We start from the raw sequence: 26288 nt of genomic DNA, 5'->3' as shown, positions 1-26288 counted from the left end.
GCGGTCTTCAGGGAAGCGCTTCCCGCGCCACCGCAGGCGGCGGGGTCGGCGCCCCCGGCAGCCGTACCGTGGCCACCGTCCCCCCGCCCTCGGCCGGGGTCAGGGCCACCTCGCCGCCCGCCTGCTGGACCGTGCGGGCCACGATCGACAGGCCGAGCCCCGAGCCCGGCAGCGCGCGCGCCGTGGGCGAGCGCCAGAACCGGTCGAAGACATAGGGGAGTTCCTCGGCCGCGATCCCGGGACCGTGATCGCGCACCGTGAGGGTGCCGTCCGCCAGTGAGACCTCGACCGTGCCGCCGTCGGGGCTGAACTTCACCGCGTTGTCCAGGATGTTCACGACCGCCCGCTCCAGCGCGGACGGCTCCGCGCGGACGTACCACGGCCTGAGGTCGGCGTTGATCGTCAGTTCCGGGCCGCGCAGCCGGGCGCGGCCCAGGGCGGTCTCGACGATGTCCTGCCAGGCCAGCACCTGCGCCTTCCCGGTGTGCTGGCCCTTCTCCGGCCGCGAGAGCTCCTGCAGATCCCCGATCAGGGACGCCAGCTCCGACATCTGCGCCGTCACCGAGGTGAGCAGCGCCCGGCGGTCCTCCGCGGGCAGCGGGCGGCCCGTCTCCTCGCTGCGGGAGAGCAGTTCGATGTTGGTGCGCAGCGAGGTGAGGGGCGTCCGCAGCTCATGGCCCGCGTCCGCGATCAACTGCTGCTGGAGGTCGCGCGAGCTGGCCAGGGCCGATGTCATGGAGTTGAAGGAGCGGGAGAGACGGGCGATCTCGTCCTCGCTGTGCTGGTCCACCGGGATCCTGGTGGTCAGGTCCTCGGTGCGGGCGATGTGCTCGACGGCCGCCGTGAGCTTGTCGACGGGACGCAGCCCGGCGCGGGCCACGGCGAGGCCCACGGCCCCGGCGCCCATGACCCCGAGACCGGACACGATCAGCAGGAGCAGCGCCAGATCGCTCAGGGTCTTCGTGGTGTCCTGGAGCGGGTAGGCGACGAGCAGCGCGTAGTCCTGGTAGAGCTGCGGGCCCGCCGGACCCTCGCTGACCAGCGGTGTCGTCAGGACCCGTACCGCGTTGCCCTTGCTGTCGGTGCCGTTGTGGAGCACGCCCCGCACCGGGTTCCTCGCGATGTCGGTGTCGCTGCCGGTGACCTGGACGAGGCCCGCCGAGTTCGGGTAGACGCAGGAGTCGCCGCTCGTGGTGACCACCTGTGTGTAGTACGTACGGGGCTGGGGGCCGCGGTCGTCCTGCGCGGAGGGCGTGGTCGTGCAGTCGCCCAGCACGGTCGCGAGGGCCCCCGCCCGCACGGGCTGGCTCGTGTTCTTCAGATTGCTGTCCACCTGCTGGTACAGCTTCCCCTGCACGATGAACCAGCAGCTCACCGACACCGCCGCCACACCGAACGCGACGGCCGCCGCCACCAGCAGGGCCAGCCGGGAGCGGAGCGGAAGGGCGCGGAATCGTCTGATCACTCGGCGCCGCCCTGCCGCAGTACATAGCCGACGCCGCGGACGGTGTGCACGAGGCGCGGCTCGCCGCCCGCCTCCGTCTTGCGCCGCAGATACATCACATACACATCGAGCGAGTTCGACGACGGCTCGAAGTCGAAGCCCCAGACCGCCTGGAGGATCTGCTCGCGGGTGAGCACCTGGCGCGGATGGGCCATGAACATCTCCAGGAGCGTGAACTCCGTACGGGTCAGTTCCACGGCCCGCCCGCCGCGGGTGACCTCGCGTGTCGCCAGGTCCATCCGGAGGTCGGCGAACGTCAGCGCCTCGTCCTCCGCGGCGCCGAGCGCCGTGGCCGCGTACGAGCTGCGCCGCAGCAGGGCCCGGATACGGGCGAACAGCTCGTCCAGCTCGAACGGCTTGACCAGGTAGTCGTCGGCCCCCGCGTCCAGGCCGGTGACGCGGTCGCCCACCGTGTCGCGGGCGGTGAGCATGAGGATCGGGGTGGTGGTGCCCGCGCCGCGCATCCGGCGGGCGGCGGTGAGGCCGTCCATCCGCGGCATCTGGATGTCCAGGACGACCAGATCGGGCCCGTACCCGGTCGCCTTCTCCAGGGCGTCCGCGCCGTCCACGGCGACCGCGGTGTCGTACCCCTCGAAGGCGAGGCTGCGCTGGAGGGCTTCGCGCACCGCGGGCTCGTCGTCGACGATCAGGATGCGCTGGGATTCACGGTCGCCTTCGGCGGGGCTCATGGCTGTGGAGTTCCTCAAGGTGCGATCGGACGGGGCTGCACTCATTCAGACTCGCACGTTTCCGGGCAGAGGCGGAGAGATCGTCCAGGTGCTGTGGCGGGGACCGCTCCACGGCGGACGGCGGACGGCTCAGCCCAGGACGGCGGTGAGCCGGTTCAGCGGCACCTTGCGGCGGTGGGTCCGCCGGGGGCCGGTGCGCAGGCCCATCAGTTGCGGGACGGCCACTTCCGGGGTCCGCACCACGGTGGTGCGCAGCTCGCAGGCCAGCGGCCGACGGGGCGCGGGGACATGGAGGTCATGGGCCACGGCCAGGGCCAGGGTGAGGCCGGCGGGGCCGACGGGACCGGTGACGTCGTGGACTATCCGCCTGATCATGTCGTACTCCTTCTCACTTGCTCACTTGCTCACTTGCTCGCTTGCCCGGCAGGTTCCGCGGTCCGGCTCCCGGAGTCGGTGTTCAGCTCTCGGAGCCGGCGCGAAGCTTCGCCAGGTCGGACGTGACGGTGTTGATCGGGATGGCGAAGCCGAGGCCGACGCTGCCCGCGCTCGACGAGGTCGAGCCCGAACCGGCCGAGTACATCGCCGAGTTGATGCCGATGACGTTGCCGTTCATGTCGATGAGGGCGCCGCCGGAGTTGCCCGGGTTCAAGGACGCGTCCGTCTGGATCGCCTGGTACGTCGTCGTGGACGAGCCCGTGTCGCCGTTGAAGTGGCGGCCGTCGAACTCGAAGGGCCACTGGCCGTCCGGGTCCTGGCTCCGGCGCTCGTCGGTCGAGACGGTGACGCTGCGGTGGAGGGCCGAGACGATGCCGCTGGTGACCGTGCCGCTCAGCCCCTCGGGCGAGCCGATCGCGACGACCTGGTCGCCGACCTGGACGCCGGAGGAATTGCCGAGCGTGGCGGCCTTCAGACCGGTGGCGTTCTCCAGCCTGATCAGCGCGAGGTCCTTCGCGCTGTCGGTGCCGACGACCCGTGCGGCGTACGCCGTGCCGTCGCTCGTCCGTACCTTGACCGAGGAGGCGCCGGAGACGACGTGGTTGTTGGTGATGACCTCGCCACCGCTGGTGATGATCACACCGGAGCCGGTCGACCGACCGGACTCGGAGGTGGCGCTGACCTCCACGATGCTCGGGCTGACCGCGGCGGCCACCCCGGCGACCGTGCCCTTCTTGCCGACGGGCACCACATGGGTGTCGGTGGAGCTGGAGGAGACCGTGTTCTTGCCGGTCAGCTCCTGGATGCCGTACGCCGTGCCGCCTCCGACGGCCGCGGCGGCGATCGCCACGGCGGCGAGGAGGACGAACGGGCCCTTCGAACGCTTCTGCGAAGCGGGGGCGGGCGCGTACAGCGGCGGTGCCGGCCACTGCGGGGTCGCGGGGGAGGAGGGGTGCTTCTGCTGGGGGTACGCGGACGCGGACTGCCGTCCGTCACCTTCGGGGTCGTCGTACTCGCCACTGTGGCGGAAGCTCTCGGTCGTCATGCAAGAGAGAGTGTCCCGCGATCATGAGAGCTTCGTGAGTCGTCCCTGAGAAGCCCGACAGAACCATGTATGTCCGACATAAGAACCCTCAGGGACCCGACATAAGAACCCCTCAGGAAGGGGCCGCGCACCGGGCGGCCCCGGAGGTCATGCGCAGCCGCAGGACTGCCGTACGACCAGGCGCGAGGGGAACAGCCGCAGCCGCTCGCGGCGCGAGCCCGTCACCCGGAGGCTGTCGTCGAGCACCAGGTCGACGGCGGCGCGGGCCATGGCCGAGCGGTCGGTGGCGACGGTGGTCAGCGGCGGGTCCGTGAGCGCCGCCTCCTTGACGTCGTCGAACCCGGCGACCGCCAGCTCGTCCGGCACCTCGAGACGCAGCTCGCGCGCGGCGCGCAGCACCCCGATCGCCTGGTCGTCGGTGGAGCAGAAGACGGCGGGCGGGCGGTTCGGTCCCGACAGCAGGTCCAGGGCCACGCGATAGGCGTCGTAGCGGTTGTACGGCGCCTCGAAGAGGCGGCCCTCCGTGGGGATCCCGGCCTCCTGCATGGCGCGCCGCCAGCCCTCGACATGGTCGGAGACCGGGTCGCCGACCGCCGGGGTCTGCTCGGTGCCGCCCATGCAGGCGACATACGGGTAGCCGTGCTCCAGGAGATGGCGTACGGCGAGCTGGGCGCCGCCGATGTCGTCCGTGACCACCGCGACGTCGTCGATCGCCTCGGGGCGTTCGTGCAGCAGCACCACGCGGGCGTCCCAGGCGTCGATCTCCGCGGCGGCGTGATCGCTGAGCGCGTGGCTGACCAGGATCAGACCCGAGACGCGCATACCGAGGAAGGCCCGCAGATAGTGGACCTCGCGCTCGGCGACGTAGTCGGAGTTGCCGACCAGCACCATCTTTCCGCGCTCGGCGGCGGCCTGTTCGACCGCGTGCGCCATCTCCCCGAAGAAGGGCTGGCGCGCGTCCGGCACGATCATGCCTATGAGGTCCGTCCGCCGCGACGCCATGGCCTGGGCGACCCGGTCGGGCCGGTACCCCAGCTCCTTGATCGCGGCGAGGACACGCTCGCGCGTGGCCGGGGCGACCGGCCGGGGTCCGTTGTTGATGACATAGCTGACGACGGCGGTGGACGTCCCCGCCAGTCGCGCCACATCATCCCGAGTCACCTTGGCCACGCGCGGAGTCTACGCGGATGGAACGCCACTGGGCAGGGCGTACGCCTGTTCCTGTGTCTTCGCCGTGCCCGTTCCTATGCCCCGGCGGCGGCCTCGGGCGCCGCGACGCGTGCCGAACCGCCCGCGTTCCGCTGCCCCGCCCGTGCCGCCCCGGCCTTCGTGTCCTCCGGCTTCTCCGGGGTCACGAAGCGGTACCCGACATTGCGTACGGTGCCGATCAGTGACTCGTTCTCGGGTCCGAGCTTGGCCCGCAGCCGCCGTACATGGACGTCGACCGTGCGCGTGCCGCCGAAGTAGTCGTAGCCCCAGACCTCCTGCAGGAGCTGGGCGCGGGTGAAGACCCGGCCGGGGTGCTGCGCCAGGTACTTCAGCAGCTCGAACTCCTTGAACGTGAGGTCGAGGACGCGGCCCTTGAGCTTGGCGCTGTAGGTCGCCTCGTCCACGGACAGGTCGCCGTTGCGGATCTCCATCGGGGAGTCGTCGCCCGCGAGCTGCTGCCGCCCCACGGCCAGCCGCAGCCGGGCCTCCACCTCGGCGGGCCCCGCCGTGTCCAGCAGCACGTCGTCGATGCCCCAGTCGGCGGTGACGGCCGCGAGACCGCCTTCGGTGACGACGAGGAGGAGGGGGCAGCCGAGGCCGGTGGAGCGCAGCAGGCGGCACAGGCTGCGCACCTGGGGGAGGTCGCGCCGCCCGTCGACGAGGACGACGTCGGCGCTCGGGGTGTCGACCAGCGCGGGGCCTTCGGCCGGGGCCACGCGTACCTCGTGCAGGAGCAGGCCGAGGGCGGGGAGCACCTCCGTCGACGGCTGGAGGGCGTTGGTCAGCAGCAGCAGGGAACTCATCGGGCGCCTCCCGCGTGCTCGGCGTACTCGGACAGGGGTGAGCCCCCGGCCTCGGCCGTCCTGCGCTCGTGCACGGTTCGCTCGCCCATAACGTCTGGTTCCTCCTCGGTCCCTGCGTCTGCGGCACGGCAATGCTTGCCGAAAGCACAAAAGGACCCGGGGGCAACGCTGCCCGAGTCCTCTGCCCAGCAGAATAGCCCACATGAGCACCGGTCGGTCAGGTCAAAGGGGACAATCTACCATTCGTCCTACCATTCGTTCGAATTCCCGCCCGGGGTGTCGAGGTCCTGTGCGAACGTTCCTGCGCACGGTCGACGGCGTGACGATCGACGCGGCCTACGATCCGGGCGCCGCCGCCCCCGGCGCGCCCGCGATCGTCGTCGCGCACGGCTTCACCGGCGATCTGGAGCGCCCCCACGTCCGCCGGGTGGCGAGCACCCTCGCGCGGTACGGCGCGGTGGTCACGTTCTCCTTCCGGGGCCACGGCGCGTCGGGCGGACGCTCGACCGTCGGGGACCGCGAGGTCGAGGACCTGGCGGCGGCGGTGGCGTGGGCGCGCGAGCTGGGCCACTCCAAGGTGGCCACCGTCGGCTTCTCGATGGGCGGCTCCGTGGTGCTGCGGCACGCGGCCCGGCACCACGAGGACGCGCATCCGGACGCGGTGGTCTCCGTCAGCTCGCCCGCCCGCTGGTTCTACCGGGGCACGGCCCCCATGCGACGCCTGCACTGGCTCGTCCTGCGCCCCGAGGGCCGACTGGTGGGCCGCTACGGCCTGCGCACCCGCATCGACCACCGCACCTGGGACCCCGTACCGCCCTCCCCCACGGAGTCGGTCCCGCTGATCGCGCCGACGCCCCTGCTGATCGTGCACGGGGACCAGGACGGCTACTTCCCCCTCGACCACCCCCGGATGCTGGCGCACGCCGCCCCGGACGCCGAGCTGTGGCTGGAGCCCGGCATGGGCCACGCCGAACACGCCAGCGACGAGGCCCTGCTGGCGCGGATCGGCGCCTGGGTGGTCTCGCATGCGGGTGACCTCGGGCGGGGGCCGGGGCACTAGCCTGGCGATGTTCATGACGGACCGAGTGAGGAAGCAGATGGCAAAGGGCACGGTGCGTTACTGGGCCGCCGCGAAGGCGGCTGCCGGGACCGCCGAGGAGCCGTACGACGCGATCACGCTCGCGGAGGCGCTCGGTGCGGCCCGCGAGCGACACCCCGGCGAACTCGTCCGCGTGCTGCGGCGATGCTCCTTCCTCGTCGACGGTGACCCCGTGGGGACCCGCGCGCATGAGACGGTACGGCTGGCCGAGGGCGGCACGGTCGAGGTGCTCCCGCCGTTCGCAGGAGGATGAGCGAAGCGATGAGCAACCAGCCGTACGAGGGCTACGACCCGTACCAGCAGCAGCCACCGCGGCAGCAGGGGCAGGGGTGGTACGACCCGAACACGGGAGCCGCGTACCCGCAGCAACCGCAGCCTCACCCGCAACAGCCGTACCAGCAGCAGCCGTATCCGCAGCAGCCGTACGCGCAGCAGCCGTACGCGCAGCAGTGGGACGGGCAGGCGTACGCGGGCGCGCAGCCGTTGCCGCCGGAGGCGTCGCCGCACGAGTCCCACGGTTACGCGACCCCCGGCGCCGAGGGCCTCGCCCACCCGTCCGCGACGAGCGGCGGTGGCGGCATCGGCACGACGACGCCGGAGGCGCCCGCCGTCGACCTCTCCCGCCTCCCGGCCAACCAGCGCGCCCGGCTCGAAGGCCGTTCGCCGATCATCGAGCCGGGGCTCCAGCCCGCCGCGCTCACCGCGGTGCTCGGGGCGCTGCTCGCCGGGGGCGCGGCCCTCGGGTCGTACGCCCTGGTCGTGCCGCTGGTGATCCTTCAGGCCGTGACGGCCGCCGGATGGTTCCGGCTGAACGGCATGTGGCCCGCCCGGCAGGGCATCGCGCTGGCGTTCCTCGGCGCGGTCGTCTCGGACGTCGCGCTGCTCGCTGCGGGCCGGGACAACGGGCCCGCGGTGATCCTCGGCACCCTCGGCGTCTGGCTGCTGCTGACCCTCGTCCTGCAACTGCGCTCGCACGCCGACCCGGACACCCGGATGTACGGCCTGATGGCGACCGTCGTCTCGGCCGCGCTGGCGATCATGGCGACCGGCCATCTGGCCGCCCCGCACACCGCCGTCACCGTCGGCGCGCTCGCCGTCGCGGCAGCGGTCCTGGTACGGGCGCTGCCGCTGCCGACCGTGCTCTCCGTGGTCGTCGCGCTGGCGGCGGCGGGCGGCGCGGGATTCGGGCTGGGCCGGGCGACGAGCCTCGGCACGTCCGGGGTCTACCTCGGCCTGGCCGCGGGCGTCTGCGCCCTGATCGGCCACCGGGTCGCCTCCTACGACTACCCGTCCCGCTTCGTCCACTTCACGGCGGGCGTCGCCCTGCCGCTGACGGCGGCGGCCCCGGTGGTCTGGGTCCTGGGACGCGCGCTGGTCTGACGCGCGCTGTTGTCCCGGGGTCGGCGCCGCCCGGCCCCGGGCGCCCACGGTCGGTGGGTCGTCTGTCACAGGTGATCCACGATTTCCCCGATCCTCCTCCCCGGAGCGTTACAGTCGCGCTCGACGGCTGTCCGTTCCTCGGCGGCCGTCGCCGACGACCGCAGAGGGTGGGGACTCCGAGCATGCGCGCACTGCGAATACTGCTGATCACGGCAGTGATCCTGGGCGGCCTCCTCGCGATCGGGGACCGGGTCGCCGTCCACTTCGCGGAGGGCGTGGTGGCCGACCAGATCAAGAGCCACGAGAACCTGTCCACCACCCCGGACGTGTCCATCAACGGCTTCCCCTACCTCACCCAGCTCGCCGCCGGTGAGCTGGACGACGTCGAGATCGGCATCAAGAGCTACGAGGCGGCCACCGACGAGGGCGGCGGGGCCGGGGGCGGCGGGGCCGGGGGAGGCGAGAAGATCCGTATCGACGATCTGAACGCCCGGATGAAGGGCGTGAGGTTCTCCGGGAACTTCAGCTCGGTCACCGCCACCGAGGCCACCGGCACCGCGCGCGTCACGTACGACGAGCTGCTGAAGACGGCCAAGTCGGAGGCCACGCAGGTCGCCCCCGGTGTCACCGCCCGGGTCGTCGGCCTCTCGGACGGCGGCAACGGCAAGATCAAGGTCGCGGTGGAGGCGACGGTGCTCGGCGCCAAGCTGCCGAGGCCGGTCTATGTGCTCAGCTCGCTCGAGGTCCGGGACGGCGAGGTGAAGGTGCACGCGGACGCCCTGCCCCGGTTCGGCGGTATCCAGCTCCCCGAGTCCCGGATCCGGGGGATCACGGACTTCCGGCAGAAGATCGAGGGACTCCCCTACGGCATACGGCTCGACAAGGTCGAGGCGGCCGAGGACGGCGTGGAGATCACGGTCAAGGGCTCGGACATCAAGCTGGCCGGGTAGCCGGAGCGGTTCGGACAGCGGCGTCCGTAGAGCGAGACAACTACGTCCGCATGTGCAGACACGATGGGGGAAGGCACCGGGTCCGGGCCCCCGGAAGCTCCTCCGGACCCCACCCACGTCCCGCATTCCGGACGATCGCGTCTCATATCGCGACACAACGGTGACACGCCCGCCTCTCCCTCCCTACGATCGAGCGCATGCGACGACAGGCGGATCTCACGAAGCGACGGGCAGTCGATCTGTGCCGCGTCGCCGCCATGCTCTGTCGCCCGTACTGAGCTTCCCGAGCGGGAGAGCGGACTCCCGCGGCCCCCGGCCCGATCTGGCGCCCGGATGCCGATGCCCTGATGCTGGAGACAGGGCCCTTCGGATCCCGGCCCCGGGGCCATGCGCGCCTCACGAACGCCATCGCTGAACGGCGTATCCGCAACCCTTCTCTCGCATGTCCCCGCCGCAACGCCCGGAGGAGAAAGAGCATGAGCCGTAGCGACGTCCTGGTCGACGCAGACTGGCTGCAGGACCACCTGGACGACCCGGACATCGCCGTCGTCGAGGTGGACGAGGACACGTCCGCGTACGACAAGAACCACATCAGGAACGCCATCCGGATCGACTGGACGAAGGATCTCCAGGACCCGGTCCGCCGTGACTTCATCGACCAGGCCGGCTTCGAGAAGCTGCTGTCGGCCAAGGGCATCGCCAACGACACGCTGGTGGTCCTCTACGGCGGCAACAACAACTGGTTCGCGTCCTACGCCTACTGGTACTTCAAGCTCTACGGCCACGAGAACGTCAAGCTGCTCGACGGCGGTCGCAAGAAGTGGGAGCTGGACGCCCGCGAACTGGTCGACGGCGACGAGGTCCCCGCGCGCCCGGCCACCGACTACAAGGCCCGGCCGCAGGACACCTCGCTGCGCGCGTTCCGCGACGAGGTGATCGCCGCGATCGGTACACAGAACCTCGTCGACGTCCGCTCGCCCGACGAGTTCTCCGGCAAGCTGCTCGCCCCCGCGCATCTGCCGCAGGAGCAGTCGCAGCGTCCGGGCCACGTCCCGAGCGCGCGCAACATCCCGTGGTCCAAGAACGCCAACGACGACGGCACGTTCAAGTCGGACGACGAGCTGAGGAAGCTCTACACCGACGAGAAGATCGACCTGGCCGTGGACACCATCGCCTACTGCCGCATCGGTGAGCGCTCCGCGCTGACCTGGTTCGTGCTGCACGAGCTGCTCGGCGTCCAGAACGTCAAGAACTACGACGGCTCCTGGACCGAGTACGGCTCGCTCGTCGGTGTTCCGATCGAGCTGGGCGCCGCCAAGTAACCCCCGGGACCCCCGGACCCCGGACCGACCAGGAGGAAGAACCATGTGTGGAGCGAAGGCCGGTGGCCCCGACGCCTCGACGATCAAGCCCGGTGAGACCACGATCCAGGGCCAGGTGACCCGCGACGGCGAGCCCGTCTCCGGGTACGTGCGCCTGCTGGACGCGACGGGCGAGTTCACCGCCGAGGTCCCCACCTCGGCGACCGGACAGTTCCGCTTCTACGCGGCCGAGGGCACGTGGACCGTCCGCGCCCTGGTGCCGGGCGGCACCGCGGACCGTACGGTCGTGGCGCAGAAGGGTGGTCTCGCGGAGGTCGCGATCGCCGTCTGACCGACTGATACTCCACGGCGGTCCGAGACCGTCCGTGTGCGCCGAAGGGCCGCACCCCCGGGGGTTGGACGCCATTCCGGTCGGGGCGCGGCCCTTCGGCGTGCCCGGAACAGGTCCTAGCCTTGGAGATATGTACGCACGGCGGCGGCACGTCTACTTCGCCATGATGGGCACCTGCGTCGGGCTGTTCGTCCTGGCCTGGGGTGTCGTACGGCTGTGGTCGGTGCCCGCGGCCGTGGCGATGTGCGTGGTCGCGATGGTCATCCCGCCGCTGGCCGCGATCGTGGCGAACCGGCGCGGCCCCGAGGACCGCTGGTGGGACGACCCGTCCGGGGACCCGAAGTCCGACGAGTGGTGGGACGAACTGGACGGCAAGAAGCGCCGCTAGGGCCTTCCGGGGCGAGCGCCCCGCCTCGGCCTCAGTAGACGAGCGCCTGAGTGTCGTCCGCCAGCGCTTCCTGGACGAACACCTGGGACCCGGCGATCCGTACGCCCTCGATGACGTCCTTCTCCGTGATCTCGCGACGGGTCGCGCACTGCGTGCACAGGGTGATCCGGCCCGCCGCCAGGACCGCGTCGATCAGGTCGGGCAGCGGAGCCGCGTGCGGCAGCTCGAACTCGGCGGCCCGGCCCGGCAGCGCGAACCACGACGACTCACCGGTCAGCCACAGCGAGACATCGACACCGCTGGCCACCGCCACGGCCGCCACGGTGAACGCCTGCGAGCAGCGCTCCGGGGCGTCCGCGCCGGCCGTCACCTTGATCACGAGCTTCTTCGCCATGCCCGCAGCCTAGTGCGGCCGGGCGCGCCGGGTCATGCGCGGTGCTCCTCCCGAAGGTGACGGCACAGCAGGACGTTCGCGTCGGTCTCCGCGCTGCGGTCGTACTCGGCCAGCGCGGCCTCGCGTCGCTTGGCCAGCTCCGTACAGTCCGGACAGCCGGGGACCGGCAGCGGCGGGCGGCTCAGATCAGCGGGGTCCGGCGCGCTCGCCCCGGCCGCCCAGGTGCGCTCGTTCGCCGCCCGCACCCCGGCCCGCATCCGCTCCCGTGGGGTGGCCGGGCGGAGCACGGCCGGGTCGGCCTGCCACTCCCGGCCACCGCCGACCGGGCGCAGCAGTGCGTACGGGCCCGCCGCGTCCTGGTACTCGCCGACCCGCTCCACCGCCGGGTCGTAGACGAGCGCCCCACGCTCCAAGGGCTCCGACTCCGTTGTCGACTCCGCCGTCATCCGTTCCGTTCCTTTCCCCGAACGCCTGCGCACAGCGCGATGGCTGAACTACGCTCCGTATTCTCGACAGTACGAGCATGACCCCTGAGCAGGGACTCAACCGCCGTGGCCCAGGTCACTTTCTGCGCCTCTCGGCGCTCTTTCCACACGTGCCACGGCCTCATCCATGAAGGAGCACGATGCCGCCGAGACGGGTGATTACGGGCCGCAGCCAGGAGCCGCGCAGGCGCTTCGCGGAGGAGCTGCGGTTGCTGCGTACGGAACGGGGGTTGAGCCTGCGCAAGCTGGGTGAGGCGCTGGGCTGGGACTGGTCGCTGTTCGGGAAGATGGAGAGCGGCCAGACGCTGGGGAGCCCGGAGGTGGTGCAGGCGCTGGACCAGTACTACGGGACGCCGGGGTTGCTGCTGGCGTTGTGGGAACTGGCGGTGGGGGATCCGTCGCAGTTCAAGGAGCAGTATCGGCGGTACATGATGCTGGAGGCCGAGGCGGTGAGCCTGTGGCAGTACTCGGTGAGCAGGCCACCGGGCCTCCTCCAGACCGCTGGGTACGCGCGCGAAGCACTGGCGGCAGGTGGCCTCAAGGGCAAGGAACTTGACCAACAGGTCGACGCACGCATCGGACGAGGGAAGGTGCTGGAAGGGGACGATGCGCCACCGTTCCGTGTTCTCCTCTCCGAGATGGTGCTACGGAACTCGTTGCGCGATTCTCGGGCATGGCGGGAGCAACTGGAGCACCTGGCAGAGGTTTCGGAGCGCCCGAACGTCACGCTTCACGTGCTGCCGTTCGGCGCGGGACTGCACGGCCTGGACAGTACTGACGTGATGTTCCTGCGGCTGCTGGACGGACGCACGGTGGCTTACGCGGAGAACGACGTACGAGGCGAACTGGTCGAAGAATCAAGCAAAGTTGAACGCTTGCACCGCACCTATGATGCTGTACGCGACCTGGCTCTTTCCCCGGCCGAGTCGCGGAAGTTCATCCTGCCGATGTTGGAGGAAGTGCCGTGCGAGTCATCGACCTGAGCAACGCGACGTGGCGCAAGAGCAGCTACAGCAACTCGGACGGCGGCAACTGCGTCGAGGTCGCCCCCAACATCCCCTCCATCGTCCCCGTACGGGACAGCAAGGACCCCGCCCGCGGCGCGCTCGTCTTCGAGGTCGCCGCCTGGGCCTGCTTCATAGCCGACGTCAAGCGCGACTGAATCGTGATCAACTCCCGTACAACTTCATGAACTTGGTGTGAGTCTCCTGTGAAGCGCGGAGATCGGAATCCGTGCTTCCCGTTTCACAGGGAGACGTCTTGGAAACGCCTGAAAGATCCCGCCGCGGGCGCACCACCGCGTTGATCGCAGGGGCTGCCGTCCTGGGTGCCGTGGCCGGTGTCTGCACCGGCTACGTCGTCCAGGCCGGGCGCCCGCCCGCCCAACTTCCCCCTCTCTCACAGCCCGTCGTCCACCAGGCCAAGGGGGAGGTGGAGCCTCTGACGGCGGCGCAGGACCGGCGTGTGAAGACCGATGGCGACCTGCGCAAGCTGCTGCTGCCGCGACCGAAGGGCGCGAGGGACAACGACTACCCGGCCAGTGACGACGGCTGGATCGAACTGGCCGACTACGCGGAGTTCCACGGAAGTGCGACCGAGGGCTTCGTGGACGAGATCGGCAACGAGTTCCGGCGCGCCGCCGCCACCAGTTGGCGGGTCGGTGGCACGTACGTGGTCGAGATACGGCTCGTCCAGTACCGCGAGGTGAACAGGCCGGGCGCCTCCAATGGGGCACCGGAGCTGGATTACTTCACGCAGTCGGACTCCGACGTCGACAGTTGGCCCATACCCGGTACGAACAGCGGCAAGGTCTTCGTGCACCACAAGCGCACGGCCGACGGCGACTACGAGGCCAAGGCGGTGGCCGTGCGCGGTGACATCCGTATGGAGATGTGGGCCATCGACACGAAGCCGGTTCCCAAGGAGAAGATCATCGACCTCGCGAAGCGACAGGTGGCCCGGCTGTGAACGAGTCCTCTCACCGGCGGGTGGGCCGGATACTCGGGGCCGGGCTGTTGGCCGTCGCGGTCGTCGGCGGGGTCGGATTCACCGCCGTACGCGTCGAGGGCGCCGACCGGGACGCCGGGAAGCCTGTCTGGAAGTTCCCCGCGACCGCCAAGGGCGACCACGGCGAGCGGGAGGCCAAGGACCCCTCGGGGCTGCGCGCGTTGCTGCGGCCGTACGACTTCAAGGAGTACGGCCCGGGGCCGGACATCGGAGAGTTCGGCTCGGAGGCCGTACTCAACGGGCGCGAGGCGACTGCCCTGATGAAGCAGGGTGTTCGCGATATGCCGTTGCGGGTCCGGCGGAAGCTGGAAGAGGCGATCGACAAGCAGCACATCCAGGGCATGGCGATGCGGAGCTATGCGCCCGTCGATGTCGTCCTGGGGGCCTCGCAGGCTTTCACGATCGACTTCCAACTGGTCCGGATGCAGAGCCCGGCCGCCGCACGCGATGTCTCGACCTCCCGGAGAGAGGTTGCCGAAAGGCTCGGGCTGTTCTCCAAGGGCCCGGCGATCAAGGGGTATGAGAAAGCGTCCTGCTATCTGATGCCCAAGGAACTGGGTATGAAGATCGACCGTATGTCCTGCACCGCCTACGTGGGCGACGTGGTCGTCAGCGTCAACGCGTCCGGGCCCCGCCCGCTCGGCACCGAGCACGTCGCCGCCTTCATCGGTGGACAGCTCGACCGCATCAAGGACACGGGGAAGGCCGTATGAGCGAGCAGCAGACTCCCGAGCGCGAGACGGAACCCGCCGAGGTCACTCCCGAGGTTCCCGCGCCCCCTGCGGCGGCCTCGGAGATTCCCCCGCCTCCCGTGGCTCCAGAGGTGCCCGCGGCCTCCGCGGCCAAGAGCCGCCGTCGCCTGTGGTCCGTGCTGCGCTGGACCGCCGCCGTGCTGGTCTTCGCGGCGACCGGCGCGGCGACGGCGTACGGCGTCACGGGGATGGAGCGCGACGACGTCCCCGGCCTCGCCACCCGCTCGGACGGCCGCTGGGAGTACCCGCAGATCGTCCGCCCGCCGCTGCCCGCGGGCCGTCCGGGCCCGACCGCCGACCGCAACCCGGCCCTCGTCCACTACGCCGACCTGCGCAAGCTGGTCCTGCCCGCGCCGAAGGGCGCCAAGGCGGATCCGAAGCTCGTCGGTGACCATGGGTGGGTGAAGCCGGAGGTGTACCTCGCGGAGTACGCGAGCGAGACCGACCGGGACATGCTCAAGACGGTGCTCGTCGACGCCGGCCTCCGCCACATCGCCGCGCGCGGCTGGACCATGCCGGACGGGACCCGGACGCGGATCTACCTCCTTCAGCTCGAGAACGGCAGGGCCGCGGACGGGTTGCAGCGGTCCGAGTTCTCCGGCTTCAACGAGCCTCCGCACCTCCTGCGCGGGTCACCCGCGACCAAGATGGACCAGTCGTTCCCCGAGTCCGCGAGCAAGGGGGTCGTGCTGAGCACGTATGTCGAGACGAAGCCGTACGGCGCCGAGCAGGTCCGGCACGCCTACCTCACCTCCGGTGACGTGATCGCGCTGATCGTGCAGTCCCGCAAGGGCGGGGCGGAGCAGATCCCGTTCCAGCAGACGGTCGTGCTCCAGAGGCAACTGCTGGACTGAGACCTCGCCACGAGGGCCGGAGCCCGGCCGCGTAAGCTGGGCTCCGGCCCTGTCGTATGCCCACCCTCGCTCAAGGAGCACCCGTGGAGATCTTCTTCGAAACCCTGCTGGTCCTGGTCTGCGTCGGCGTTCTCGCCTTCTTCGGCCTGACCATGAAGAAGCTGTACCAGGGCCAGCGCTGACCATCCACCCAGGAAAGCTCCGCTCATGATCGAGATCCCGTCCGACCTCCACAAGGACCTGGTCCCCCTCGCCTTCCTGCTCGGCAACTGGGCGGGTGCGGGCGTGCACGACTTCCCCGGTGCCGAGAAGTGCAACTTCGGGCAGGAGGTCTCCTTCACCCACGACGGCCGGGACTTCCTGGAGTACCACTCCCGCACCTGGGTGCTGGACAACGAGGGCAACAAGGTCAGGCCGCTGGAGAGCGAGTCCGGCTACTGGCGGATCGACGCCGACCGCAAGGTCGAGGTCACCATGGTCCGCAACGACGGGGTCGTCGAGGTCTGGTACGGCGAGCTGGCGCACAAGAAGCCGCAGATCGACCTCGCGACGGACGCCGTCGCCCGCACGGCCGCCTCGGGCCCGTACACCGGCGGCAAGCGTCTGTACGGCTATGTGAAGGGCGACCTCATGTGGGTCGGCGAGAAGCAGACCCCCGAGGTCCCGCTCCGCCCCTACATGTCGGCCCAGCTCAAGAAGGCCGTCACCCCGGAAGACGTCGAACGCTGGGCCAAGGCCCTCCCGGACGACCTCCCGGACGACGGCATCGCGTTCTTCAAGTAAGGCCTTCGCTCACCCGGTCCAGACGATGGCGCAGACGTAGACGCACTCGTGCCGGGGGACCGCGAGGCACTGGATGAAGCCGCGTCCGCCGAAGACGGGGAAGTTCCGGAGCCCGCCGGGCTTCCCCTCAGGACGGGTGCCCGCAGTCTCGGCGTCATGCCCGAGGGCGGCGAGTTCGGTGGCGATGCGTTCCACCTCTGTGACCACGCCGACCGGGAGTCCTGCGGTCAGGTGCTCCTCGCTCGGGCTGTAGTCCCACTTCCAGTCGCTCACAGACCGGCCTCCGCCTCGGCCTCGGCGTGGATCCGCCGGATCTCGGCGATGGCGTCCGTCGGATCCTCGACGCCCGCGCTGATCAGTTCCTCCAGTCGACGCAGGTGTGCCGCGCGGGAGGGATACCGCTGGATCGCGACGAACACTCCCCAGGTATGGACGAAGGCGCGCAGCGGCGCGAGCGACTGCGTCTGCTGCGCGTTGGTCGTCGCCTCGACGAGATCCTGTACGAACGCCGGTACGCGGCTCGGTGTCAGCCTCTCGACCGCGGTACGCAGTGCCTCGGGCGTGAGCGCAGGCATGGGAAGCAGCGGCTCGGGGCGCGGTTCCGGGTGCTGAGCGGTCACGGGAGATTCCTCTGCATCGAGGGCCGGGTAGCTGTGCCGACAGTATTCGTTCCGCAGCTTCGGGGTGCGGTGAAGAACCGGTGCCGGGCAACGGGACGCCGACCGCACCCGGCCCTCCTACACTGGGCCTGTGGTGAGCACCGACTGGAAGAGTGATCTGCGGCAGCGCGGCTACCGGCTGACCCCCCAGCGGCAACTCGTGCTCGAAGCCGTGGACACGCTGGAGCACGCGACCCCCGACGACATCCTCGGCGAGGTGCGCAAGACCGCGTCCGGGATCAACATCTCCACCGTCTACCGGACCCTGGAGCTGCTGGAGGAGCTGGGGCTGGTCAGTCACGCGCATCTGGGGCACGGCGCCCCGACGTACCACCTCGCGGACCGGCACCATCACATCCACCTGGTCTGCCGCGACTGCACGGCCGTCATCGAGGCCGACCTCTCGGTGGCCGCCGAGTTCACCGCCAAGCTGCGCGAGACCTTCGGCTTCGACACGGACATGAAGCACTTCGCGATCTTCGGCCGGTGCCAGGACTGCTCCCCCAAGAGTTCAACTACCCCGTCGTAGGCTTGGATCCATGAAGAGTCCCCTGCTGTCCCTGCCCGGCGCCGTCCCCGCCGAGGGCGTGGACGAAGGCGTCGCCGCCCACTACGGCGACCTGTTCCGCGAGCAGCGCGCCCTCGCCGAGGGCGCCGGGTTCGTGGACCTCTCGCACCGGGGCGTCATCACCGTCAGCGGCGCCGACCGGCTGAGCTGGCTGCATCTCCTGCTCACCCAGCACGTCAGCGAACTCCCCCCGCACCAGGCCACCGAGGCCCTCGTCCTGTCCGCGCACGGCCACGTCGAGCACGCGCTGTACCTGGTCGACGACGGCGAGACGGTCTGGGCCCATGTCGAGCCCGGCACCCAGGACGCGCTGCTCGCGTACCTGGAGTCGATGAAGTTCTTCTACCGCGTCGAAGTCGCCGACCGCACGGGCGAGTTCGCGGTGGTGCATCTGCCGGCCGGTTCGATCACCGAGGTCCCGGCGGACGTCCTCGTCCGCGAGACGCCGTACGGCCGCGATCTCTTCCTTCCGCGTACGGACCTGGAGGCGTACGCCGAGGAGCACGGCCCCGCCGCCGGACTCCTCGCCTACGAGGCGCTGCGCGTCGAACAGCACCGCCCCCGCCTCGGCTTCGAGACCGACCACCGCACCATCCCGCACGAACTGGGCTGGATCGGTACGGCCGTTCACCTCCAGAAGGGCTGCTACCGCGGGCAGGAGACGGTCGCCCGGGTCCAGAACCTCGGCAAGCCCCCGCGCCGTCTGGTCTTCCTCCACCTCGACGGCAGCGAGGTCCATCTGCCGCCGCACGGCGCGGAGTTGCGCCTCGCGGACGAGGGCCCCGAGGGCCGCAAGGTCGGCTTCGTGACGACCTCCGTACGCCATCACGAGCTGGGCCCGGTCGCCCTCGCCCTGGTCAAGCGGAACGTCCCGGTCGACGCCCGCCTCCTCGCGGACACCACGGCGGCGGCCCAGGAAGTGATCGTCGAGCCCTAGGGTCTTTCGTTTGGATCAGGCCGGATCAGGGAGCGGGCCCTGGTGCCGTGCATCGCAAGGCGGAGGAGGGCGGCAGGGCGGAGCCCTGCCAACCGACGACAACGCGGCGAGGTGCGGTGCCAGGACCCGCGAGCCCGGCATGATCCAAACGAGAGGCCCTAGGGTCTGTCGTTTGGCCGGGCCTGGCGGTTCAGATCTCCAGCAGCACCGTGAACGGGCCGTCGTTCGTCAGCCCCACCCGCATCCGCGCACCGAACCGGCCCGTCGCGACCGTCGCGCCCAGCGCGCGGAGCTGCGCCACGACCTCCTCCACCAGCGGCTCGGCGACCTCGCCCGGAGCCGCCGCGTTCCAGGTGGGCCGACGGCCCTTGCGGGCGTCCCCGTAGAGCGTGAACTGGCTGATCACGAGGAGCGGTGCGTCGATGTCGGAGCAGGACTTCTCGTCGTGCAGCATCCGGATCGACCAGAGCTTGCGGGCGAGCTGGGCCGCCTTCTCCTTGGTGTCCTCGTGCGTGACCCCGACGAGGACGCACAGCCCCTCGCCGCTGATCTCGCCGACCGTCTCGCCGTCCACGACGACGCTCGCGCCGTCCACCCTCTGCACCACCGCTCGCATGGGGACCATGATGCCGTGCGCCCCCGAGGCGCCCGAAAGGGGCCGACGCAACCCCGGTCCCTCCAAGGCGCCACTCCCTGATGCGCGCGGGCTCGTTGTGCATCGGTGATGCCTCTGTGCCCCGTGTTGCCGCCCGGTTCTCTTCCGGTTCTCTTCCGGACGCGTCCTCATTGGTCCATAACGCCCCCATCTGGGGCTGATCGGGGGCACTCGGTCACACAACGGCCACTCACGGTGGCACGATGCGTGTGTTGCGGCGTATCCGTGGGGTGCCGCGCCGGTCGAGGGGACGGTTGAGAGGTACATGAGCACACCGAGTACCGGGCTGCCGCCCGGGGTCGTGGCGCCCGCTTGCACGGGCAGTACGGGGGAGATCCGGCCGTCCGTGGGCACGTCCGTGGGCAGCGCGGGCGAGATCCGTCCGCCCGTGCAGCGTACGGACAGTTGCCTGCCCGCGGACCCTCCCGAGGACGACGGCTTGTCCTCGCTGCGCCTGGCCGAGCTGCGCACGCTGCGCCGGGACGCCCAGCGGGACGAGGCCGACCTCAGCTACGTACGGCGGCTGCTCCAGGGCCGTATCGACATCCTGCGGGCCGAACTGGCCCGGCGCGGCGGACGGGCCGCCTCGGAGGGGGTCGTGGAGCGGCTCTCGGAGATCCTCGCGGACACTCCGGCCCGGCAGCGCTCCTCCGCCCGTCATGTGACGCTCGGCACACCGCGCGGTGAGGAGTACCGGCGGCTGGCGGCGGAGATGCTCGCCGAGGTCGAGCTGTCCGACCTGTTGGCGCGCACGGACGAGGAGTTGGCCGCGGGCCTGGGCCGTCTCGTGGCCTACGAGCAGCAGGCGTCCCGGCGGCGGCAGCGGTTGCAGCGCACGGCGGACGACTGCAGTGCCGAAATCGCGCGCAGGTACCGTGAAGGAGAAGCACAAGTAGACGACCTGCTCATGTGACGTGGTGGGCTCCGGCGAACCCGGGGCCCACCAGCGCGCACGGCGGCCCCGGAACCCTGGCGCCTTACGGCCCGGTGGCGCCCCCGGGCCGTACGCGGTGCCGAGCCCGGTGGGATCCCACCGGGCCAGGAAGCGCCGGGCGGGTCCCCCCGTCGACCCGAAGGCCACCGCCCATGTCCACCGCTGTCCAGATCACCACCCCGTCCGCTCCGTCCGCCGTCCCCCCGGTCCTCGCCGAGGTCGTACGCTCCGGGTTCGTCGAAGGGCGCCACCGGGGCAGCCTCGTCGTGCTGGCCGCCGACGGCAGCGTGGAGACGGCACTCGGGGACGCGACGGCGCCGGTCTTCCCGCGCTCCTCCAACAAGCCGATGCAGGCGGCCGGTGTGCTGCGGGCAGGCCTGGAGCTGACCGGGGAGCGGCTGGCGATCGCCGCCGCGAGCCACTCGGGCGAGGCCTTCCACCGGGACCTGGTGCGCACGCTGCTCGCGGAGCATCACCTCACCGAGGCGCAGCTCCAGTGCCCGCCGGACCTTCCGCTGGACCCGACGGAGGCCGAGGCGTACCTGGCCTCGGGCGCCGTACGTGAGCGGGTCACCATGAACTGCTCCGGCAAGCACACGGCGATGCTGGCGGCGTGCGCGCTGCGCGGCTGGCCGCTGGACTCCTACCTCGACCCCGCCCACCCGCTGCAGCGGTTGATCCACTCCGTGGTGGAGGAGGCCGCCGGGGAGCCTGTGACGGCGGTCGGTACGGACGGCTGCGGCGCCCCGCTGATGGCGATCAGCCTCGTCGGCCTGGCCCGCGCCTTCCGCTCCTTCGTCCTCGCGGCGCCGGGCACGGCGGAGCGCCGCGTGGCCGACGCGATGCGCGCGCACCCCGAGTACGTGGCGGGCACGCGCCGCCCCGACACCTGGCTGATGCGCGAGATCCCCGGCGCCCTGTCGAAGATGGGCGCGGAGGCCGTCCAGGCGGTGGCCCTGCCGGACGGCCGGGCCCTGGCCTTCAAGGTGGACGACGGCGCGGTCCGCGCGCTCGGCCCGGTACTGGCGCGCGCCCTGCCCCTGCTGGGCGTCGAGGGCCCGGTGCTGGAACGGATCGGCAAGGCACCCCTGCTGGGCGGCGGCCGTGAGGTGGGGGAGATACGGGCGGTGTTCTAGGACCTAGGCGTTCCAGAACCTGCCTGGCCAGGGGTTTCGCGGCCCGGTGGCGCCGCGAAACCCCCGCGACAGGCCCGTGGCGTACGTCTAGCGTGACCCCATGAGCCGTCGCACCCACGACATCGACGTACGCCCCGTCACCGAGGGCGACATCCCCGACTGGACCCGCGCCCTCAACACCGGGTTCCTGCGTTCCTCGGCCTCCACCGAGGCCGAGTTCGCCGACCGCGGCAGCTATCTCGTCCCCTCCCGTACCCTCGGCGCCTTCGACGACGGCCGCTGTGTGGCGACGTTCCGCTCCTTCGCGCAGGAGTTGACCGCGGTCGGCGGCAGGCCCGTCCCGGCCGATGCGATCAGCAACGTCACGGTCACCGCCACGCACCGCCGCCGGGGCCTGCTCACGCGCATGATGGCGCTCGACCTCGCCGCCGCGAAGGAGCGCGGCGATGTCGTGGCGACGCTCATCGCCGCCGAGTACCCGATCTACGGCCGCTACGGCTTCGGCCCGGCCACGCATGCCGCCGAGTGGACCATCGACGTCCCGCGCACCGGCCTCGACCGCCACCGCCCCGTCCCGGACGACGGCGGCCGGATCGACCTCGTGGACCCCGCCGAGGTCCGCAAGCTCGGCCCCGAACTCTTCGAACGCCTGCGGAGCACGCAGCCCGGCGCCATCAACCGCGACGACCGCTGGTGGCGGGTGAACACGGGCGAGATCCGCCTGGCCCGCACGCCCTGGAGCGAGCCCTTCTACGCCGTCCACCGCGGCGCCTCCGGCGAGGTCGAGGGGCTCGCCGCCTATGTGTGCGACGACCGCTGGAACGACGACAAGCGGCCCCGGAACACGGCGACCGTCAAGGGCCTGATCGCCACGAGCCCGGCCGCCGAGCGCGCCCTGTGGCACTACCTGTGCTCCATCGACTGGATCACCACGGTGAAGTCGGGCTACCGCGCCCCGGACGACCTGCTGCCGCACCTCCTGCCCGACCCGCGCGCCGCTCGCCTCACCACCTACGCCGACTGGCTGTGGGTACGCGTCCTGGACGTCCCACGGGCCCTGGAGGCACGGACGTACGCGACCTCGGGCACGCTCGTACTGGACGTGGTGGACGAGGCGGGCCTGACCGGGGGCCGCTATCTCCTGGAGGCCGGGCCGGACGGCGCGCGGTGCACGCGGACCGGCCAGGACGCCCAATTGACCTTGCCCGTGGGCGAGTTGGGCGCCCTGTGGCTGGGCGACGAGTCCGCCGTGCGGCTCGCGGCGCTCGGGCGGGTGCGGGAACAGCAAGAGGGCGCCGCCGTGGTCGCCGACGCCCTGCTGCGTACGTCCAGGCGACCGTGGTGCCCGGACATGTTCTGAGCCTCGCGGCTCGTGGGAGGGGTGGGGGTACTCCTTCCGCGCGCGTGGGTGGCCGCTGTCCTGGTGCCGTTCATCCGTAGCGATTCGAGCGATTCGAGCGATTCAGTTGTGGTGGTGCGGCAGGACGCGGACCGGCGGGGCTCCCGGCTCCCCTCTGGAAGGGAGCCTCGTCGGCAGTACATCCGGGACCTGGCAGAAGTCGGCGACCAACTCCCCGTACTTATCTCCGCGTCCACATGTCTCATAACCACCTTTCACGGAACTATCCCAAGATGGCGCCAAGTTGAAGGCGCCGTGCGGACGCGTGGCATCGGGACCACCGAATCGGCCGGTCCGCGACGTGGTCCGTCTGCGCCAACCCTGACTCCACAACTCCCCACGGATACAGGCTGGTTGTAGCGTCAGAGGCGTGGCCCAGGAGGAGAACGGTGCAGTGAACGGCAGCGGAAGGTTCTCGCCCGAGGACATCGCCGACGCCCTGCGGACCCGTATTCGTACCGGCGACCTGAAGACGGGCGACCGCCTGCCGACCCAGGCCGAACTCGCCGAGGAGTTCAAGGTGGAGCGCGGCGCGGTCCGCCAGGCCCTGCGCGTCCTCCAGGGGGACGGCCTGCTCAGCGATGTCAGCAAGGGCAGCCCGCCCCGGATCGCCGAACCCCGGCCGACGAGGGACGAGCCTCAGTCGCCGCTGGTCGGGCTCGCGCCGAGAGTCACGGCGGCGTTCGCCGCGCCGCATGTGCGCATCGACGCCGCCTGTCTGACCGCCGAGACGCTGACCCTGGCACTGGGCGAACCGGTACGGCTGATCCACGAGGGCAGGATCCGCCCGGTGTCGATCGACGTCCGCATCCTGCTTCCGTCCCGCGACATCAACCTGGCGTTCCCCGTCCCGGTCGACGCGGGAGGCGAGGACGCCCCGGTCCACAAGCGCTGGCTGGACCAGCGCAACGCACAGGGCCATGTCCTGCGCCACAACCTCCAACTCCTGCGCTCCTCGCACGACATCGACGTCCGTGTGACGTTCCGCGCGCTGCCGTTCACCCCGCCGGTGAAGCTGTACCTCCTCAACGGAACGGAGGCGCTGCTCGCGTACTACATGCTCACCAAGCGCGAGGAACAGGTGGAGAGCCGGACGCTGGAGATGTACGACACCCTGGGCGCCAAGTCCCTCCTCTTCTCCTTCGAACGCCGCACCGGCCGACGGGACGCGGCGTTCGTGGACCAGTCCCAGAAGTGGTTCGACGCCCTGTGGGAGACGATCACCACGGACCTGACGCTCTCCTCGTGACGGGGAGCCGCGATCAGATCGCCTCCACGTTCCTGTACGTGCACTGCCTCGGCTCCACGACATCGGCGACCACGCAACTGACGTTGTCGGGGCCACCGGACTCGTTGGCGAGGGCGATCAGTTCGCGGACCGCCCGGTCGGGCTCGCCGCTCTCGGTGAGCACCCGGCGGATCTCCTCGGTCGGCGCGACGGTGGACAGACCGTCGGAACAGAGCAGATACCGGTCTCCCGACAGGGCGTCCTGGAGGCGCAGTTCGGGGGTGCCGTCGGCGCCCTCGCCCAAGCCCCGTACCAACAGGGACCGTTGGGGATGCGAGGCGGCCTCCTCCGGGGTGAGGCGCCCCTCGTCGATCATCGACTGCACCAGGGTGTGGTCATGGGTGATCTGGAACAACTCCCCGTCGCGCAGCAGGTAGACGCGCGAGTCACCGATGTGGACGAGGGCCAGATGCGAACCGGTCCAGAGCATCGCCGTGAGGGTCGTACCGGCACCCTTCGGCCATGCTCCGGCCCCGGCGACGCCCCGCACGGCTCGCCCGGCCTGTTCGACGGCGTCCTCCAGGACGTTGAGGAGATCGCCTGCCGGGATGCTCTCGGTCTCCAGACGCTTGAGTGCGTCGACGGCTGCGGCGCTCGCGGGTGCCCCCGCGCTGCCGAACCCGTCGGCGACGGCGAGCAGCCGGGAGCCCGCGTAGGCGGTGTCCTGGTTGCTCTCACGGACGAGCCCGGTGTCGGACAGCGCGGCGTAACGGATGCCCAGGGGCTTCGCGGTCGCGGTCATGAGGGGGTCCTTCCAGGTCAGATGGTCGATGAGGAAGGTGGCCAGGTCCCGCCGCGCGGCGGTGTCGGCCTCGACCGCGGCCCAGTACGCGCGGACCTCGCGAGCCGCCGGGCCCGCCTCCAGCGTGCAGACGTACTGGATACGGGCCAGCGGCATCCCGATCCGCCGGAGCCAGGCGACCAGTCGGGCCTGGTCCAACTGCTCCGGCGCGTAGAGGCGATAGCCGGTGACCGGGTCGACGCGAGCGGGGGCCAGCAGACCGAGTTCGTCGTACAGCCGCAGTGCCTTCGGCGACAGCCGGGACGCCTTCGCGAACGCCCCGATGGTCAGCAGCCCCATGCCCCGCCCCTTCCTCGTACCGAGCGCTTCGCCCGGCCCCACCGATGCTGTGGCTTCCCCCAAGGTGAAGGTCAACCAAGCCTGCGCGCCGGTCGGACGCGTCAGTCCTCGCCGCGGGTGGCCACAACGGCCCAGGTGCGATGCGGGACGTCGAGAACCTCACCGGGGAAGCGGTCGCGCAGCACCCGGCCGAGGGCGTCGTCGAACCGTTCCACCTCGTCCGGCGGCAGGGCGGCGGCGACTCCGGCACTGGCCCGGATCCGGCCCCGCCACGCCGTGGGCGAGTACGGCACGGCGAGGTCGAAGGAGAAGGTCTCGATACCGGTGAAGCCCGCGGTCGCCAGGTCGGTCAGCCAGCGCGGGTACAGGCCGGTGCCGCCGCCCATCGTCCAGGCCGGGTTGGCGGAGAGGATCAGCTCCTCGGTCGCCTCGACCACGTTGCCCGGCAGCGGCAGCCAGTCGAAGTGGGCGATGACGGCCCGGCCGCCGGGCCGCAGCAGCCGCCGCACCTCGGCGGCGGCCTTCGGCGCGTCGAACCAGTGCCAGCACTGACCGGCGCTCACCACGTCGTACGACTCGTCCGGCAGCCCCGTCGACTCCGCCGTGCCCACCCGGTAGTCGATCTCCACTCCGGCTTCCCTGTCCAGCTCCCGAGCCTGCTCGAGCAGCGGCTTCGCCGGGTCCAGACCGGTCACCCGCGCCCCGGCACGCGCGAACAGCCGGGCAAGGGCGCCGGTACCGGTCCCGAGGTCGAGCACGTCCTTGCCGGGGAAGGCGATGCCGTGCCGGTACAGATGAGCGACGATCTGCGGCGGGAATCCGGCACGGTGGCGACCGTAGTCCTGCGCGGTGAGCCCGAAGTCGGGACGGAACGTGGTGGTCATGGCGATTCTCCTGGCAGCGGAAGGGGGGCACGCGGGATTCGCCCCGCGGCTGTTGCTGTTCTGGCTGGTTGGATCCCGGCATGACGGATTGGTCGCGACTCAGCCATGCCTACGGCTCCGCGCAAGACATACCCATGTTGTTGGACCGGATCGCCTCGGAACCGAAGCCCGAGCTGTGGAGCGACCTGTGGTCGGCGCTGTGCCATCAGGGCAGCGTCTACTCGGCCGGCTTCGCGGCGCTGCCCTGGCTGGCCGACATGGCCGACATGGCCGACAGCGAGGACCGCGGTCAGGCGGTGAACGCGCTGGCCCTGGCA

At 71.0% G+C, this 26288-nt stretch carries 33 protein-coding genes and 1 pseudogene; 21 read left to right on the top strand and 13 right to left on the bottom strand.

Annotated elements, in window-relative coordinates:
* Positions 1–7: 7 nt before the first annotated feature.
* The 6 genes from NGF19_RS25950 to NGF19_RS25925 form a co-directional block, all read right to left on the bottom strand.
* Positions 8–1465, bottom strand: a complete 1458-nt coding sequence (locus NGF19_RS25950) for a sensor histidine kinase (protein WP_252427888.1) — start codon at positions 1463–1465, stop codon at positions 8–10.
* The gene (locus tag NGF19_RS25945) at positions 1462–2193 is read right to left on the bottom strand and encodes a response regulator transcription factor (RefSeq protein ID WP_252427886.1); all 732 of its coding nucleotides are present in this window, start codon (positions 2191–2193) and stop codon (positions 1462–1464) included. Before NGF19_RS25945 ends, NGF19_RS25950 begins: the two co-directional genes overlap by 4 nt.
* 129 nt (positions 2194–2322) lie before the next feature.
* On the bottom strand, positions 2323–2568 hold the full coding sequence (locus NGF19_RS25940) for a hypothetical protein (RefSeq protein WP_252427884.1): 246 nt from the start codon (positions 2566–2568) through the stop codon (positions 2323–2325).
* A gap of 82 nt (positions 2569–2650) precedes the next feature.
* Complete coding sequence (locus NGF19_RS25935) at positions 2651–3673, bottom strand: S1C family serine protease (RefSeq protein WP_252427882.1); 1023 nt, start codon at positions 3671–3673, stop codon at positions 2651–2653.
* Between the two features lie 147 nt (positions 3674–3820).
* Positions 3821–4843 carry a LacI family DNA-binding transcriptional regulator gene (locus NGF19_RS25930; RefSeq protein ID WP_252427880.1) on the bottom strand — a complete coding sequence of 341 codons (1023 nt, stop codon included), beginning with the start codon at positions 4841–4843 and terminating at the stop codon, positions 3821–3823.
* Between the two features lie 74 nt (positions 4844–4917).
* The gene (locus NGF19_RS25925) at positions 4918–5685 is read right to left on the bottom strand and encodes a response regulator transcription factor (RefSeq protein WP_252427878.1); all 768 of its coding nucleotides are present in this window, start codon (positions 5683–5685) and stop codon (positions 4918–4920) included.
* A 202-nt stretch (positions 5686–5887) separates the two neighbouring features.
* Here NGF19_RS25925 and NGF19_RS25920 point away from each other — a divergent pair, with 202 nt between their 5' ends.
* The 8 genes from NGF19_RS25920 (at position 5888) to NGF19_RS25890 (ending at position 11155) form a co-directional block, all read left to right on the top strand.
* Positions 5888–6745: an alpha/beta hydrolase family protein gene (locus NGF19_RS25920; protein ID WP_252427876.1), complete on the top strand. Its 858-nt coding sequence runs from the start codon at positions 5888–5890 to the stop codon at positions 6743–6745.
* 37 nt (positions 6746–6782) lie between these two features.
* Positions 6783–7037 (top strand): MoaD/ThiS family protein, encoded by a 255-nt coding sequence (locus NGF19_RS25915; RefSeq protein WP_252427949.1) that lies wholly within the window; start codon positions 6783–6785, stop codon positions 7035–7037.
* An 8-nt stretch (positions 7038–7045) separates the two neighbouring features.
* Positions 7046–8164 carry a hypothetical protein gene (locus NGF19_RS25910; RefSeq protein WP_252427874.1) on the top strand — a complete coding sequence of 373 codons (1119 nt, stop codon included), beginning with the start codon at positions 7046–7048 and terminating at the stop codon, positions 8162–8164.
* 182 nt (positions 8165–8346) lie between these two features.
* Positions 8347–9114 (top strand): LmeA family phospholipid-binding protein, encoded by a 768-nt coding sequence (locus NGF19_RS25905; protein WP_252427872.1) that lies wholly within the window; start codon positions 8347–8349, stop codon positions 9112–9114.
* A gap of 197 nt (positions 9115–9311) precedes the next feature.
* Positions 9312–9392 (top strand): Ms5788A family Cys-rich leader peptide, encoded by an 81-nt coding sequence (locus NGF19_RS31180; protein ID WP_365625177.1) that lies wholly within the window; start codon positions 9312–9314, stop codon positions 9390–9392.
* Between the two features lie 198 nt (positions 9393–9590).
* A complete protein-coding gene (locus NGF19_RS25900) occupies positions 9591–10436 on the top strand; it encodes a sulfurtransferase (RefSeq protein WP_252427870.1) in 846 nt (281 codons plus the stop codon).
* Between the two features lie 43 nt (positions 10437–10479).
* Complete coding sequence (locus NGF19_RS25895; RefSeq protein ID WP_252427869.1) at positions 10480–10767, top strand: DUF1416 domain-containing protein; 288 nt, start codon at positions 10480–10482, stop codon at positions 10765–10767.
* Between the two features lie 100 nt (positions 10768–10867).
* Positions 10868–11155 carry a DUF3099 domain-containing protein gene (locus NGF19_RS25890; protein ID WP_308288549.1) on the top strand — a complete coding sequence of 96 codons (288 nt, stop codon included), beginning with the start codon at positions 10868–10870 and terminating at the stop codon, positions 11153–11155.
* 31 nt (positions 11156–11186) lie between these two features.
* Here NGF19_RS25890 and NGF19_RS25885 read toward each other — a convergent pair whose 3' ends face one another.
* Together NGF19_RS25885 and NGF19_RS25880 are read right to left on the bottom strand one after the other, a co-directional pair.
* A complete protein-coding gene (locus NGF19_RS25885; protein ID WP_252427865.1) occupies positions 11187–11549 on the bottom strand; it encodes a DsrE family protein in 363 nt (120 codons plus the stop codon).
* A 32-nt stretch (positions 11550–11581) separates the two neighbouring features.
* Positions 11582–11995: a hypothetical protein gene (locus NGF19_RS25880; RefSeq protein WP_252427863.1), complete on the bottom strand. Its 414-nt coding sequence runs from the start codon at positions 11993–11995 to the stop codon at positions 11582–11584.
* 179 nt (positions 11996–12174) lie between these two features.
* Between NGF19_RS25880 and NGF19_RS25875 the strand changes: the two genes are divergently transcribed.
* The 6 genes from NGF19_RS25875 (at position 12175) to NGF19_RS25850 (ending at position 16430) form a co-directional block, all read left to right on the top strand.
* Complete coding sequence (locus NGF19_RS25875; protein WP_252427862.1) at positions 12175–13017, top strand: helix-turn-helix domain-containing protein; 843 nt, start codon at positions 12175–12177, stop codon at positions 13015–13017.
* Positions 12999–13196: a DUF397 domain-containing protein gene (locus NGF19_RS25870; protein WP_252427860.1), complete on the top strand. Its 198-nt coding sequence runs from the start codon at positions 12999–13001 to the stop codon at positions 13194–13196. The genes NGF19_RS25875 and NGF19_RS25870 overlap by 19 nt, the downstream gene beginning before the upstream one ends.
* 98 nt (positions 13197–13294) lie before the next feature.
* Complete coding sequence (locus tag NGF19_RS25865; RefSeq protein ID WP_252427858.1) at positions 13295–14002, top strand: hypothetical protein; 708 nt, start codon at positions 13295–13297, stop codon at positions 14000–14002.
* Positions 13999–14754 (top strand): hypothetical protein, encoded by a 756-nt coding sequence (locus NGF19_RS25860; protein ID WP_252427856.1) that lies wholly within the window; start codon positions 13999–14001, stop codon positions 14752–14754. The genes NGF19_RS25865 and NGF19_RS25860 overlap by 4 nt, the downstream gene beginning before the upstream one ends.
* Entirely contained in the window at positions 14751–15647 is an 897-nt protein-coding gene (locus tag NGF19_RS25855) for a hypothetical protein (RefSeq protein ID WP_252427855.1), read from the top strand. Before NGF19_RS25860 ends, NGF19_RS25855 begins: the two co-directional genes overlap by 4 nt.
* A 207-nt stretch (positions 15648–15854) precedes the next feature.
* On the top strand, positions 15855–16430 hold the full coding sequence (locus tag NGF19_RS25850) for a heme-binding beta-barrel domain-containing protein (RefSeq protein ID WP_252427853.1): 576 nt from the start codon (positions 15855–15857) through the stop codon (positions 16428–16430).
* Between the two features lie 9 nt (positions 16431–16439).
* On the opposite strand, the gene NGF19_RS25845 is transcribed toward NGF19_RS25850, so the two are convergent.
* Positions 16440–16703 (bottom strand): hypothetical protein, encoded by a 264-nt coding sequence (locus NGF19_RS25845; RefSeq protein WP_252427851.1) that lies wholly within the window; start codon positions 16701–16703, stop codon positions 16440–16442.
* Entirely contained in the window at positions 16700–17050 is a 351-nt protein-coding gene (locus NGF19_RS25840) for a DUF6247 family protein (RefSeq protein WP_252427849.1), read from the bottom strand. The genes NGF19_RS25845 and NGF19_RS25840 overlap by 4 nt, the downstream gene beginning before the upstream one ends.
* A 130-nt stretch (positions 17051–17180) precedes the next feature.
* Here NGF19_RS25840 and NGF19_RS25835 point away from each other — a divergent pair, with 130 nt between their 5' ends.
* Both NGF19_RS25835 and ygfZ read left to right on the top strand, forming a co-directional pair.
* Positions 17181–17618, top strand: coding sequence for a Fur family transcriptional regulator (locus NGF19_RS25835; protein WP_252427847.1), 438 nt, complete (start codon positions 17181–17183; stop codon positions 17616–17618).
* A 10-nt stretch (positions 17619–17628) separates the two neighbouring features.
* A complete protein-coding gene (gene ygfZ / locus NGF19_RS25830; RefSeq protein WP_252427846.1) occupies positions 17629–18594 on the top strand; it encodes a CAF17-like 4Fe-4S cluster assembly/insertion protein YgfZ in 966 nt (321 codons plus the stop codon).
* A 190-nt stretch (positions 18595–18784) separates the two neighbouring features.
* On the opposite strand, the gene dtd is transcribed toward ygfZ, so the two are convergent.
* Positions 18785–19210: a D-aminoacyl-tRNA deacylase gene (gene dtd / locus NGF19_RS25825; RefSeq protein ID WP_252427844.1), complete on the bottom strand. Its 426-nt coding sequence runs from the start codon at positions 19208–19210 to the stop codon at positions 18785–18787.
* 304 nt (positions 19211–19514) lie between these two features.
* On the opposite strand from dtd, the gene NGF19_RS25820 reads away from it, so the two are divergent.
* The 4 genes from NGF19_RS25820 to NGF19_RS25805 all read left to right on the top strand — a co-directional run bounded on the left by NGF19_RS25820 (position 19515) and on the right by NGF19_RS25805 (position 23967).
* Complete coding sequence (locus NGF19_RS25820) at positions 19515–20162, top strand: RsiG family protein (protein ID WP_252427842.1); 648 nt, start codon at positions 19515–19517, stop codon at positions 20160–20162.
* Positions 20163–20335: 173 nt separating this feature from the next.
* Positions 20336–21319 carry an asparaginase gene (locus NGF19_RS25815; RefSeq protein ID WP_252427840.1) on the top strand — a complete coding sequence of 328 codons (984 nt, stop codon included), beginning with the start codon at positions 20336–20338 and terminating at the stop codon, positions 21317–21319.
* A 100-nt stretch (positions 21320–21419) separates the two neighbouring features.
* On the top strand, positions 21420–22679 hold the full coding sequence (locus tag NGF19_RS25810; protein ID WP_252427829.1) for a GNAT family N-acetyltransferase: 1260 nt from the start codon (positions 21420–21422) through the stop codon (positions 22677–22679).
* A gap of 433 nt (positions 22680–23112) precedes the next feature.
* Positions 23113–23967, top strand: coding sequence for a GntR family transcriptional regulator (locus NGF19_RS25805; protein WP_252427947.1), 855 nt, complete (start codon positions 23113–23115; stop codon positions 23965–23967).
* A 13-nt stretch (positions 23968–23980) separates the two neighbouring features.
* Here NGF19_RS25805 and NGF19_RS25800 read toward each other — a convergent pair whose 3' ends face one another.
* Together NGF19_RS25800 and NGF19_RS25795 are read right to left on the bottom strand one after the other, a co-directional pair.
* On the bottom strand, positions 23981–25087 hold the full coding sequence (locus NGF19_RS25800; RefSeq protein ID WP_252427828.1) for a MerR family transcriptional regulator: 1107 nt from the start codon (positions 25085–25087) through the stop codon (positions 23981–23983).
* Between the two features lie 101 nt (positions 25088–25188).
* Positions 25189–25971: a class I SAM-dependent methyltransferase gene (locus NGF19_RS25795; RefSeq protein WP_252427826.1), complete on the bottom strand. Its 783-nt coding sequence runs from the start codon at positions 25969–25971 to the stop codon at positions 25189–25191.
* An 80-nt stretch (positions 25972–26051) separates the two neighbouring features.
* On the opposite strand from NGF19_RS25795, the pseudogene NGF19_RS25790 reads away from it, so the two are divergent.
* Positions 26052–26288: pseudogene (locus NGF19_RS25790) on the top strand (hypothetical protein); the annotation flags it as partial.

Origin of the sequence: Streptomyces macrolidinus (assembly GCF_023887685.1) — a bacterium.
Classification (GTDB): Bacteria; Actinomycetota; Actinomycetes; order Streptomycetales; family Streptomycetaceae; genus Streptomyces; species Streptomyces macrolidinus.
Note: the sequence above shows the minus strand (reverse complement) of the source record. Positions and strands in the feature narration are given on the sequence as shown.